Here is a 12,866-nt window from a genome sequence, read left to right as displayed (position 1 = left end):
CAACATTGGGACGCTGGTCATCAGCCGGCGAACGGTATTTCTATGCCCAGTTTTCGCGAGGACGCTCTGCGCCGTATCCGGCTCGATGGTGATTTCGATGCCGTCGTTATCGGCGGCGGCATCAACGGAATTGCCGCCTATCGCGATCTCGCCTTGCAGGGGCTGCGGGTGCTGCTGGTGGAGCGCAACGATTTCTCCTCCGGTTGCAGCGCCGCACCCTCGCGCATGATCCATGGTGGCCTGCGTTATCTCGAAAACGGTGAATTCGGCCTCGTGGCAGAATCGTTGCGCGAGCGGGATGCGCTTCTCAGGCTCGCACCGCATATGGTTCATCCGCTGCCGACCACGATCCCGATTTTTTCGACTTTCAGCGGCCTGTTCAACGCGGCGGCAACCTTTGCCGGTTCCGGCGGAAAACCTGCAAGCCGGGGCGCTCTCGCCATCAAGGCGGGTCTGATGCTCTATGATTTCGTCACCCGCAAAAACCGTATCCTGCCCCGTCATGCGTTTCGCGGTGCGTCCGGGACTTTGCAGCATTGGCCGGATTTGACGCCGGAGATCAGATATTCGGCCACCTATTACGATGCGTGGATCAGCCAGCCCGAACGGCTTGCGCTGGAGCTTCTGATCGACACCCGTGCCGATGCGCCGCAAAGCATTGCGCTCAACTATGCGGAGCTTGTCCGTATTGGCGACGCGTATCGTATTCGGCTGGAGGGCATGGATGAAGCCCTGCCCGTCCGCCCAAGGATCGTCGTCAATGCAACCGGCGCATGGATCGACGAGACGATTGGCACGCTGACCGCCGGGCCAATGGCGGAGAAAGCAAAACCGACCGTCTCCGGAACCAAGGGATCGCATCTGATCATTGCCAACGAGGCGCTTTTGAAGGCCCTGAACGGCCATATGATCTTCTTCGAGAATGACGATAATCGTGTCTGTATCCTCTTTCCCTATCTCGGCCGGGTTCTCGCAGGCTCGACCGATATCAAGGTGGATCGTCCCGAGCGGGTGCGCTGCGAGCCCGAGGAACGGGATTATATTCTCGACGCCATCCGTCAGGTCTTTCCGCAGATTGCCATCGCTCATTCCGACATCGTCTTCAGTTTCAGCGGCATACGCCCGCTGCCGCGCAGCGACGCCGCCTTTACCGGAAGAATTTCCCGCAGCCATTTCATCCATCGCGTTGCGGGCGATCCGCCGCAGCTCTGCATGATCGGCGGCAAGTGGACCACTTTCAGGGCTTTTGGCGAGCAGGTGACCGACGAGGTTCTGGCCTTTCTTGGACGCCGGCGGCTGACCGGCACCATGGACCGCCCGATCGGCGGCGGCAGGAATTTTCCCACCGGTGCCAGCAGCCTGCCCGCCTTGCTGGTGGAGGAATTTTCGATTGTCGGAGACCGGGCGGAGCATCTGGCTCTGGCTTATGGCTCCCGTGCCTTCGATCTGATGGGCTTTTGCCGGGATCGTGCGGATGATGTCCGGCTTTCAGAAAAATCGCCGATCACGGCCGCGGAGGTGGTCTGGCTGATGCGCTTCGAACACGTGCGCCACCTGACCGATCTCGCCCTGCGGCGCACGACGCTCGCCATCACCGGCGTCATCGATGCCGATCTGATCGACGCGATCCTCGTCGTTGCTGCCCGCGAGCTGGGCTGGCCGGCCACCCAGGCAGCAGCGGAACGGCAGCGGCTTATCCATGAGCTGGAGACTTTTTATGGGGTCACGCCGGCAATGCTTCAACACAGATGCAAGGAGAATGCATGATGATGCGGATTTCGAAAAAGGCGCGCATGAACCGGCTGTTCCGCAATGGCGGTTGCCTGGATGTGGCCATCGATCACGGGGTTTGCAACGAGCCGAGCTTCCTTGTCGGGCTGGAGGATATGGCGCAGACCGTGGACAGGCTGGTCGAGGCCGGTCCCGATGCCATACAGATGGCCTATGGGCAGGCGGATCTGCTGCAGCAGAGGCCGGAGCGCGACAAGCCGGCCCTCGTCATGCGTATCGACATGGGCAACCCTTACAATTCCACGCGCCACAGAACCATGTGGTCGCAGCTCCAGAACCATCAGGACCCGATCATCGGTGCGCTGGAAATGGACGCCGCCTGCGTCGTCGTGAACCTGTTCATGCTGCCGGATGAGCCGGAGCTGTTTCGTCAATGTGTGGAAAACATCAGCCGTGTGCGGGCAGATTGCCATCGTTTCGGCATGCCGCTGATGATCGAGCCGTTGGTGATGCTGCCGAATGATGTGCGCGGCGGTTATCAGGTGGATGGCGATGCCGAAAAGATCGTCACGCTGGTGCGTCTTGCCTCGGAAATGGGAGCCGATATCATCAAGGCCGATCCGACCAGCGATCCGCGCGATTTTCACAAGGTGATCGAAGCCGCGCGGTGCCCGGTGCTGGTGCGGGGCGGGGGGCGTGAGGACTTGCGTAACGTGCTTACAAAATCGGCGGCTCTAGTGGCCGAAGGTGCGAACGGGATGGTTTACGGGCGCAATATTTACCAGCACGACAATCCCAAGGCCGTCGTTGCGGCGTTGATGGCCATCATCCATCAGGGTGCGGGTGGCGAGGAAGCATGGGATATCTATAATCGTGGCTGATAAAAATCACATATTGGGTCTCGATGTTGGCAACACGGTCATCAAGGCCGTGCTGTTCGACACGGAAGGCCGGCAGGTTGCGCAACACGCCATCGACGGACAGTCGACATTCCCCCAGCCCGGCTATGTCGAGCGCGATCTCGAGGAATTGTGGCGGAACGGCTGCGAGGCGATCCGCCAGCTTCTGGTGAAATCGTCCGTCGATCCCCGCAGCATCCTGGCCGTGGGCTGCGCCGGCCACGGCAATGGCCTCTACCTTCTGGACAAGGACCGGCAGCCCCTGATCGGCATTCAGTCGCTCGACAGCCGCGCTGCCGACGTGGCGGCCGAGCTTGACCGGAAAAGCGGTGCGTTATTGCAGGCCCGTTGCCTGCAACGGCCATGGCCCGCGCAGACACCCAGCCTACTGGCCTGGGTGAAGCGACATGCCCCCGATCTCTATGCCCGGACCGGTACGGTCCTGTTCTGCAAGGATTTCGTCAATTTCCGCCTGACGGGGTGCCTTGCCAATGATATTTCCGATCTCAGCGGCGCGGGGCTGCTTGCCTTGCCGGAAGCGCGGCTCGACCGCGAGCTTCTGTCACTTTACGATCTTGAGGACGCGTTCGCGTTTTTCCCCCGTCACGTGGAATCGGCTGACATCGTCGGCCATGTGACGGGCGAGGCTGCGGCTATGACGGGGCTGTCCGAAGGTACGCCCGTCATCGGCGGTTTCTTCGATGTGGTCTCCAGCGCCATGGGGTCGGGGGTTATCAATGCCGGGGAAGCTTCCATCATCGCCGGTACCTGGAGCATCAACCAGGTTTTCGCGGACAGGCCGGTCATCAGTCCCGATGTCTTCATGGTCACCACCTTCGGCCGTGACCGCTATGTCAATATTGAATCCAGCGCCACCTCCGCCGCCAACCTCGAATGGTACGTGCACCGTGTTCGCGGCGACCATGGCGACCACGCCTTCGAGCGCTGCAACGAATTGGTCGGCTCCGTCACACCGCGCGCCGACGATCCGTTCTTCCATCCGTTCATTTTCGGCTCGCGGCTGGGTGCGGAATTTCGCGGCGGCTTTTACGGCCTCGCGGGATGGCACGGCGAAGGCCATATGTTGCGCGCTCTGTTCGAAGGGGTGTGTTTCGAACATCGCCGCCATATCGGCGTCCTGCGCGAAGCGGGACTGCCGGTGGAAAGCGCCGTGATGTCCGGCGGCGGTTCCCGCAGCCAGCATTGGCCGCAGATCATGGCGGATGTTCTGGAAATTCCTCTGCGTGTCGCGGAGGCCCGCGAGACGGGCGCGCTCGGTGCGGCCATTGGCGCGGCCGTAGCGATTGGGCTTTATCCTGATTATGAGGAGGCGGTTGCGGCGATGACACGGGTTGCGAATGCTTACCGGCCCGATGCTGCGCAAGTCTCGCATTATGGGCGGCGTTACGGTCTCTATGCAGAATTGACCGCACAGTTGCGTGGCTTCTGGAGCGCTTTGCGGCTACCGCAATAGTCTCCGGTTTCTGCAGGGCGCAATCGCGCGCCCGCATCAATCAGAGCCCCTGCGCAGAGAGAAAGTATCTGTGCAAGGGGTGAGGATATCGCGCAATAGTTTGTATATACTTCAATATTGCAACTTTATAAAGTATTGATGTTTTGATGTGGCGCTTGAAAAAAGAATTGAAAGTAAATTTTAAACATAACTTCTTAAGCTCACCCTCCAGCCCGGTCGCCAACAGTTGCGCACGCACCCGTAACTCTCGCCACCGTCGCAGCATAGTTTTGGGGGATGGGACATGCTTTTTAAATCGACAACGGGTCGGAATATTTTTGCGGTCGCCGCATGCGGCGTCTTTGCGACAATCGCGGCCTCGGCCATGCTGCTTTATCGGTCCATTGAGGATACCAGGGCCAACAATCTCGAGCGTATGCGGCAGATCGCCCATAGCGAAGCCCTGGCGACCGAAAAGAATATCGGCGGCACGATCCATATCGTCAACAGCCTCGCCTCGGTTCTGGAATCGATGAAACAGTCAGGCGATGCCGACCGTGGTAAGGCCGATCAGATCATTCACCAGATGCTGGCCAATAACCCCGACATCCTTGGTCTCTGGACAGGATGGGAGCCAAACGCGTTTGACGGCAAGGACGCGGATTTCGCCAACAGGGAAGGGCATGACGCGACCGGCCGGTACATACCCTATTGGGTACGCAGCGGCGGCAAAATAGGCAATACCGCTTTGACGGACTATGCCACCGCAGGTCCGGGCGATTATTATCAATTGCCCTTCACCCTGAAGAAAACGGTCGTCGTCGAGCCCTATTCCTATGCAATCGACGGCAAGGAAGTCCTGATTACCTCGATTGCCAAGCCGGTTATGGTCGATGGCAAGCCTCAGGGGGTTGCCGGCCTCGACCTGTCGCTTGATGAAACAAGCAAGGCGCTTTCGACGGTGAGGCCCATGGGAACGGGTTTCGTCAGTCTCGTCAGCGGCAGCGGCAAGATCATCAGTCATCCGGATGCGGCGATCATGGGAAAAAGCCTCGCGGACGGTGGCGCGCAGACCGCTGGCTGGGATCAGCTGATTGCAAATCCCGGTGCGGAGCGCGAGATCACCGCGCAGGATGGAACGGCGTCCTTCGCCATCGCCTTGCCCGTCATGCTTACCCAGGACATGAAATGGTACGCAATCATCTCGGTGCCGGAAGAAACGGTGTTTGCGCAGCTGCATGCCATGATGCGTGACGCCGCTTTGACCATCGTTACGGCCACCGTGCTGCTGGCACTGGCGGGATGGTTCATCGCGCGGCGGTTCATCGGGCGCATCGCCAATATCATCGATGAGACCGCCCAGATTGCACAGGGAAATCTTCATCTCACACTGAAGGATATCGGGACAAGGGACGAAATCGGCGATCTTGCCCGCTCTCTCGATGTTCTGCGCGAAAACAATCGGCAGAAGGCCTCACTGGAACAGGAGGCCGAGACCAACCGCACGCTTGGCGAAGAAGAGCGTGCGGCGCGGGAACGCAGGGCTGCCGATGAGGCGGGCAGCATCCGCTTTGCCGTCGACAGCCTGGCTTATGCGCTGGCGAAGCTCGCTGACGGCGACCTAGCCTGCCGTATCGACAATCCCTTTGTCGAGCAGCTCGACGCGGTGCGTGGCGATTTCAACGGCTCGGCCGGGAAATTGCAGGACGCGCTTCTGCGGGTATCGGAAAACGCCTCCGGCATCGACGCCGGCGCCAATGAAATCAAGGCGGCGTCCGATGATCTGGCGCGGCGAACGGAGCAGCAGGCGGCTGCCGTCGAAGAAACCGCTGCGGCCCTTGAAGAGATTACGACAACGGTAAAAGATGCCGCGAACCGTGCGCATGAGGCGGGCCGGCTGGTTTCCCGCACGCGCATCGGCGCGGAACGGTCGGGTGAAGTCGTGCGTCAGGCCGTGATGGCGATGGAGCGGATCGAGAAATCGTCGAACGAAATTTCCAGCATCATCGGCGTGATCGATGAGATCGCCTTCCAGACGAATTTGCTGGCGCTGAATGCCGGGGTGGAAGCGGCACGTGCCGGTGAGGCGGGTAAGGGTTTTGCCGTGGTGGCGCAGGAAGTGCGCGAGCTTGCCCAACGCTCCGCCGCTGCGGCGAAAGAAATCAAGTCGCTGATCACCAAGTCGAACCAGCAGGTCGAAGAGGGCGTGCATCTGGTCGGCGATACCGGCAAGGCGCTCGATGTCATCGTTGCCGAAGTGCAGGAGATCAACCAGCACGTCGCCGCGATCGTGGAATCCGCGCAGGGACAGTCATCCGGCCTCCAGCAGATCAACGTCGCCGTTAACCAGATGGATCAGGACACGCAGAAAAATGCCGCGATGGTCGAGGAGATGACCGCCGCAAGCCACACGCTGGCAACGGAGGTCGATGCGTTGAACCGGCTGCTCGGCCAGTTCGAACTCGGTCAGGGAACAGGTGTTCATCGGAGTTCTCTAAAGGCGGCCTGACTGGGCTACCTGAGCGGCCGTGTCCATCAGCGCCGATGGGCACGGCGGGGAAATGGAAGATGGACTTTGTCTGCAAATTGAGCATCTTATTTCCTGCAAGCAAGTAATGGGATGATCAACAGCAGATGGATATCAGGCGCCTGAAATCGTTTATCACGATTGTCGACATGGGTAGCATAACAAGAGCGGCCGATGTGCTGCATATTGCCCAGCCGGCGCTCAGCCAGCAACTGGCAAGCATCGAGGAGCATTTCCGCCAGAAACTGCTGACCCGAAGCCAGCAGGGCGTTGTCATGACCGATGCCGGCAAGGTCGTCTACAGGCATGCGCAGGTCATTTTGCGGCAGATGGAGCAGGCGCAGGCGGAGGCGCTCGAAGCGGGCGCTGTGCTTTCCGGCAAGGTATCCGTGGGCCTTGCGCCCTTCAGCAGCGCCGCCACGCTTTCGCTGCGTCTGATGGAGGAAACCAAGCGGCTTCATCCCGGCATTTTGCTGCACATCACGGAAAGCGTCAGCCAGCCCTATAGCCAGATGATCATGAACGGCCGTCTGGAAATGGGTTTGATCCACGGCGTCGGGCCAATCCGGGGTGTCAAGTTCACGCCACTGTTGCGTGAGGAATTCGTGCTGGTCGTACATCGCAGCTTCGGCGTGGAAGCGGGCGATGCGCCGATCACGGTCGCCGATCTGGCGTTTTTGCCGTTCCTTCTGCCGCCGACCTATAATTTCGTGCGCCGCGCCATCAATCTCGCCTTCACCCGCAGCCGCAAGGATCTGATCGTGATGGCGGAGCTGGAATCGGTAAGGACCATAGCGCGCGGCGTGGATGCCGGGCTTGGCGCGACCATAACGCCCAAGGCCATCGCCGACCGTATCGTGGCGGAATCCAATGAGGAAATCGTTGTCAGGCAGATCGCCAGCCCGATGATTGAGGAAACCTTGTCCTTCTGCGTATCGGACAATACGCCGCTCTCCGAGCCGGCACTTGCAGTGAAGGAAATATTGCTGCAACTGGCGGAGACCCTGAAATAAAAGGGTCAGGCCGGTTTTAAAGCCACGCGCAGCACCCTCTCCCGGTGCCGCGCGTGGAAAAGATCAAAGCATTGCTTCCTTGCGGCAGTTCACCAGCAATTCGGCCACCGAAAGGTTGTTCGGCAGGCGAAGCAGGGTTTCGACCATTTCGGCGAGATCGTCCGGCTGGGTCATATCCTCGCGGCTGACTTCCGTTTCGCCAACGGTCATATCGGTTGCGATATAGCCGGGGCAAAGCGCGGTGGCACGGACGCCGCTGTCCCACAATTCCTGCCGGATGCCGTGGGTGAGGGCGACGACGGCGAATTTCGTCATGGCATAACCCACATTCGACCCCACGCGGCGTCCCGCCAGCGAGGCGACATTGATAACCCTGCCCTGTCCGGTTTTTACGAGATGGGGAATGGCGGCGCGGGTTACCCTCAGCGGACCCTTGACGTTGATGCGCCACATCTGGTCGAGGCTTTCTTCACCCGCATCCATGACCCGGACTTTGGGGTTGATGCCGGCGCAATTCACCAGCCCGTCGATCCGGCCATATCTGGCGGCAACGGCCTCAACCCAGGCCTCCGCCGAGCCAGCCTCTTCCGCATCGTAGCGATCGGCCGAAAGCCGATCCTTCACCGCAACGGCGGCTGGATTTCGCACTCCCGCCGCGACGGTGAAACCGGCTTCGTGAAGCCTTTTGGCGATCGCAAGGCCAAGGCCCCGCGATGCACCGGAAACCATGATGACACGGCCACTTCCTCCCAACATGCTGTTCTCCCTATTTCATTCCATTGCAGAATTCGGCGATGCGGGCGCAGCCTTCGGCAAGGTTTTCCATGCTGGTGGCATAGGAAAGCCGGAAGAAGGGGCTGAGGCCATAGGCCGCGCCCTGCACTGTCGCAACGTGATGTTCGGCGAGAAGCGCCATGACGAAATCGGTATCGTTTTCGATCTTCGTGCCACCCTTCGTCGTCTTGCCGATCAGCGCGGCAATGTTCGGGAAGATATAGAAGGCACCTTCCGGCTTGTGGCAACGGAGCCCCTCGATTTCCGAAAGCTTGCCGAGCACGAAGTCGCGGCGCGTCTTGTAGATATCGGCGCGCTCCTTCAGCAGATCCTGCGGGCCGTCGAGAACCGCGACGGCGGCAGCCTGCACGATGGTCGCGACACCGCCGCTGTTCTGGGTATTGACGTTGCTGATGGCCTTGATGAGATCTTTCGGGCCGCCGCAGAAGCCGAGACGCCAGCCGGTCATGGCATAGGCCTTCGATGCGCCGTTGACGGTCAGGACCCGATCGTAGAGGCGCGGCTCGACTTCGGCGATGGTGCAGAATTCGAAGTCGTCATAGATCAAGTGCTCATACATGTCGTCGGTCATGATCCAGACATGCGGATGCCGCAGCATGACCTCGGCGATTTCCTTCATTTCCGCGCGGGAGCAGGCGGCGCCCGTGGGGTTGTTGGGGAAGTTGAAAAGCAGCCACTTGGTCTTCGGGGTGATGGCGGCTTCGAGATCTTCGGCGCGCAGGCGGAAACCGTTATTCTCCGGGCAAACCACCGGCACGGGCACGGCGCCCGCGAACTTCACGATATCGGCATAGCTGATCCAGGACGGTGCGGGAATGACGACCTCATCGCCCGGGTCGCAGGTGGCCATGATGGCGTTGAAGATGATCTGCTTGCCGCCGCCCGCCACCAGAATCTGGCTCGGATCGTAATCGAGATTATTGTCGCGTTTGAACTTCCGCTGGATTGCGGCCCGTAGCGCAGGCGTTCCGTCGGCTGGCGGATATTTCGTGTCGCCGGCAAGGGCCGCCGCATGCGCCGCCTCGACCGCGTGGGCAGGCGTCGGGAAATCCGGCTCGCCGGATGACAGGCTGATGACCTTGATGCCCTGAGCGGCGAGGTCGCGCGCTTTCTGGGTCATGGCGAGCGAAGCTGACACGGTGACGTTGTTAAGGCGTTGGGCGATGGTGGGCATGGATTATTTCCGATTGTAACGGTGAAGGCAGGCATCGTCGCGACGCCAGTGCATGACAAAGAGGTTACGGGAATTTTCCGCCGTTTCCCCAATACGACTTCGATGTGAGGTCATACGGGATTTTGATGCATCGCCGCCAAAATGCGGTGGGCAGTCCATATGCGTATGCGATGACCTCAGAGGAATAAAATATTATGCAGCCCGTCGGCTTAGCCCCTAAGCTTGGCGCAACAACAAGGGAACGACGCGTCGGGCAATGTTACCCAAAGAGGTAACCGGCGCGAAAATGCAGAAATATGCGACAGGCGCCGGCAAAAGACCGGATGCCTCGACAGGGAGCACACCCAGCAAATTCTAGTCATAGGGCCTGGACGATCTCGTTCGGCTCAAAGCGATGCCTCGTGCCGTATTCAACGCGACGGGAGTATAGATGTCGGATATTGCGATCATGGAACCACATGCCCCGCCACGCCGTGGAGTTTCCGGCTGGAAGGCCCTCGAGCGTCGGCTGTTTTCGCCCGGCATCCTCATCCTGCCGCTGCTGATCTTTCTGCTGATCTTTTTCTTCTGGCCGGCGGTTCGGCTGATGAGCTTCAGCGTCATGACCCAGAATTCGCAGGGGCTGATCGGTTCCCCCTTCACGCTTGCCCATTATGTCAGGTTTTTCGAGGTGGATCTTTACCAGAAGGTCCTCTGGGCGACGATCCGCATCAGCCTGATCACCTCGGTTCTTGCGGCGATACTGGCCTATCCGGTTGCGACCGTTCTCGTGCGCGGCAATATCGTCACGACCCGTATCATCACGTTGATCGTGATCGCGCCGCTTGCCGTCAGCGTCGTGGTGCGCGCCTATGGGTGGCAGCTCATTCTCGGCAACGGTCCGACCGGCCTTTTGAACTACGTTCTGATGAATCTGGGCATCATAGACAGTCCCATGACGCTGCTGTTTTCGGATGCCGCCGTGGTTATCGGCTCCCTGCACATTTTCTTCCCGATGATGGTGCTGCCGCTGTCCTCGGCTCTCGGAAAGATCGATCCGAATCTGCAGCAGGCCGCCAGGACTTTGGGCGCGCCGGCATGGAAAGTGTTCCTGAGGATCACCTTCCCGCTCAGCCTTCCCGGTCTGTTAGCGGGTTTCACGCTGGTGTTCTCGCTCGCTTCCGCATCCTACGTCATTCCTGCCCTGATCGGCGGTCCCGGCTCGCAGATGCTCGGCAACATGGTCGAACAGCAGGTTCTCGCGGTCTATGACTGGCCGTTCGGCGCCACGATTGCCACCATCCTCGTCTTCATCGTCATTCTGATCAACGCCGTTTCGATGAGGTTGCTCGGCGGGCGTCGTATCAAGGCAAGCGCGTCATGAACAACAAGCTGACCGGCACTCCCGCGATCGTCCTTTATGCGATCACCGCCGCCATGATGGTCTTCATCCTGGCTCCTATCATCCTCGTCGTCGCCATCTCGTTTTCCGACAGTTATTTCGTCACCTTCCCGCCGCAGGGTTTCACGTTCCGCTGGTATGCGGCGGTAATGCAGAACGAGGAATTTACCGCCGGCCTCACCTTCAGTGCAGCACTGGCGGTGGCGACCACCATTCTTTCACTGGCGCTCGGCGTTCCGGCAGCCTTCGCACTCTCCCGTGGAAAATTCATCGGCCGCTCGTTGATGAAGGGGCTGCTGCTTTCGCCGCTGATCTTTCCCGTGCTGGTGACCGGCCTGGCATTGCTGCAGCTTTTCTCCGGCTATGGCTGGATGGATACCAAGCTGAAGCTTCTGATCGCCCACACCGTCGTGACGTCGCCCTATGTGATCCGCACGGTGCTGACCAGCCTTCAGCTCGTCAATGTCAGCCTCGAGGAGGCGGCGCGCACGCTTGGTGCTACACGCTGGAAGACTTTCACGCGGGTGATCTTTCCGCAGATCGCGCCCGGCGTCGCCTCCGGCTCGATCTTCTGCTTCATGGTTTCTTTCGACAATTATCCCGTTTCGATGTGGCTGGCGGATTCCGCGAACCTGCCGGTGCCCATCGTTCTCTATCGCCAGATCGGCACGGTCTTCGATCCTTCGGTCGCGACCATGTCCACCATCATCATCCTTCTGGCGGTGACCGTCGTGCTCGTCCTCGACAGGCTGGTGGGTCTGCGCCGGGCAATGGCTATGTAAATCAACAACAAGAGGGGTACCGGAAATGACAGACAAGACCATCATCATGAAACGGCGCAGTTTCCTGACAGTCACCGCAGGCGCGCTCGCCACACCCTATTTCTACACCGCGGCTTCCGCACAGGACCGCACCATGTATGTCGGCGTCTATAATTCGGCGCAGGGCGGGCTGATCAAGAAGGAAGTGATCCCGGCTTTCGAAAAGGAATATAAGTGCCGGGTGCTGACGACCGAAGGCGCGACGCTCGCCAATATCGCCACGCTGCGCGCCACCCGCGAAAATCCGCAATATAGCGTGATGTCGATGGACGATGTCGGCGTGCCGCAGGCCAAGGAGGAAGGCCTGATCGAGCAATTGCCGGCAGACGAAATCCCCAACCTCAAGAACGTCTATTCGCGTTATCTTTTCGAAGACAATTTCGGCGTCGGTTTTGCGATTTCGATTGCCGGCCTGTTCTATAATCCGACGACGGGCAAGCCGTTCGAAAGCTACGAACAGATGTTCGACAAGAAATATGCCCGCCGCATGCTGCTCAACACACCGAAGAACACCCAGAGCGTTCTGATGCTGATGGTGGCGGCCGCCCTTGCAACCGGCAAGCCGCTGAAAGAAGCACAATATGATACGGATGCCGGCTGGGCCAAACTGGCCGATCTGAAGCCGAACGTGCTCTCGATCTATGACGCGGAAGCGCAGACGATGATGGTGGCGCAGGGCCAGGCGGATTTCGGCGGCATCGAATATTCGAAGGCGGTTTATCCGCACACCAAGAAGGGCGTGCCGCTGGACATGACCTTCCCGAAGGAAGGCGCATTCACCGGCATCAATTCCATCGCGCTGGTAAAGGGCGGGCCGCACCGCGATCTCGCGCTTGCCTATATCAACCGCATTCTCGATCCGGGCGTGCAGAAGATGCTTTCGGAAGCGACGCTGAGCGCCCCTTCCGTCAAGGGCATCGAGTTCGGCGCAGATACGGCGAAGTTCCTCGCTTATCCGGAAGCGAAGATGGAATCGCTCAACCTCTTCACGCCGGACTGGAAATACATCATTCCGCGCCGCGCCCAATGGCTCGAAAAATACAACCAGACCTTTAACGGCTGAGGAACGCTG

General features: G+C 59.8%; 10 protein-coding genes. 8 read left to right on the top strand and 2 right to left on the bottom strand.

Annotated features, from left to right (window positions below):
- The first annotated feature begins 42 nt into the window (after positions 1-42).
- From L904_RS10665 to L904_RS10645, 5 genes are all read left to right on the top strand, one after another.
- Complete coding sequence (locus L904_RS10665; RefSeq protein WP_035264945.1) at positions 43-1,767, top strand: glycerol-3-phosphate dehydrogenase/oxidase; 1,725 nt, start codon at positions 43-45, stop codon at positions 1,765-1,767.
- A gap of 2 nt (positions 1,768-1,769) precedes the next feature.
- Positions 1,770-2,612, top strand: coding sequence for a class I fructose-bisphosphate aldolase (locus tag L904_RS10660; protein ID WP_035265023.1), 843 nt, complete (start codon positions 1,770-1,772; stop codon positions 2,610-2,612).
- Positions 2,605-4,104 (top strand): FGGY-family carbohydrate kinase, encoded by a 1,500-nt coding sequence (locus L904_RS10655; RefSeq protein WP_035264943.1) that lies wholly within the window; start codon positions 2,605-2,607, stop codon positions 4,102-4,104. The genes L904_RS10660 and L904_RS10655 overlap by 8 nt, the downstream gene beginning before the upstream one ends.
- Positions 4,105-4,387: 283 nt before the next feature.
- Complete coding sequence (locus L904_RS10650; RefSeq protein WP_035264940.1) at positions 4,388-6,592, top strand: methyl-accepting chemotaxis protein; 2,205 nt, start codon at positions 4,388-4,390, stop codon at positions 6,590-6,592.
- Positions 6,593-6,717: 125 nt separating this feature from the next.
- Positions 6,718-7,623 (top strand): LysR substrate-binding domain-containing protein, encoded by a 906-nt coding sequence (locus L904_RS10645; RefSeq protein ID WP_035264936.1) that lies wholly within the window; start codon positions 6,718-6,720, stop codon positions 7,621-7,623.
- Between the two features lie 63 nt (positions 7,624-7,686).
- Here L904_RS10645 and L904_RS10640 read toward each other — a convergent pair whose 3' ends face one another.
- Complete coding sequence (locus tag L904_RS10640) at positions 7,687-8,379, bottom strand: SDR family NAD(P)-dependent oxidoreductase (RefSeq protein WP_035264933.1); 693 nt, start codon at positions 8,377-8,379, stop codon at positions 7,687-7,689.
- A gap of 10 nt (positions 8,380-8,389) precedes the next feature.
- The gene (locus tag L904_RS10635; RefSeq protein WP_035225097.1) at positions 8,390-9,592 is read right to left on the bottom strand and encodes a pyridoxal phosphate-dependent aminotransferase; all 1,203 of its coding nucleotides are present in this window, start codon (positions 9,590-9,592) and stop codon (positions 8,390-8,392) included.
- Positions 9,593-10,022: 430 nt separating this feature from the next.
- Here L904_RS10635 and L904_RS10630 point away from each other — a divergent pair, with 430 nt between their 5' ends.
- The 3 genes from L904_RS10630 to L904_RS10620 are packed head-to-tail and all read left to right on the top strand — an operon-like array spanning position 10,023 to position 12,857.
- Positions 10,023-10,955 (top strand): ABC transporter permease, encoded by a 933-nt coding sequence (locus tag L904_RS10630; protein WP_035264931.1) that lies wholly within the window; start codon positions 10,023-10,025, stop codon positions 10,953-10,955.
- Complete coding sequence (locus L904_RS10625; RefSeq protein ID WP_035264929.1) at positions 10,952-11,755, top strand: ABC transporter permease; 804 nt, start codon at positions 10,952-10,954, stop codon at positions 11,753-11,755. Before L904_RS10630 ends, L904_RS10625 begins: the two co-directional genes overlap by 4 nt.
- A gap of 25 nt (positions 11,756-11,780) precedes the next feature.
- Positions 11,781-12,857, top strand: a complete 1,077-nt coding sequence (locus L904_RS10620) for an ABC transporter substrate-binding protein (protein WP_035264926.1) — start codon at positions 11,781-11,783, stop codon at positions 12,855-12,857.
- Positions 12,858-12,866: the final 9 nt, after the last annotated feature.

Source organism: Agrobacterium sp. LY4 (assembly GCF_001526585.1).
Taxonomy (GTDB): domain Bacteria; phylum Pseudomonadota; class Alphaproteobacteria; order Rhizobiales; family Rhizobiaceae; genus Agrobacterium; species Agrobacterium leguminum.
Note: the sequence above shows the minus strand (reverse complement) of the source record. Positions and strands in the feature narration are given on the sequence as shown.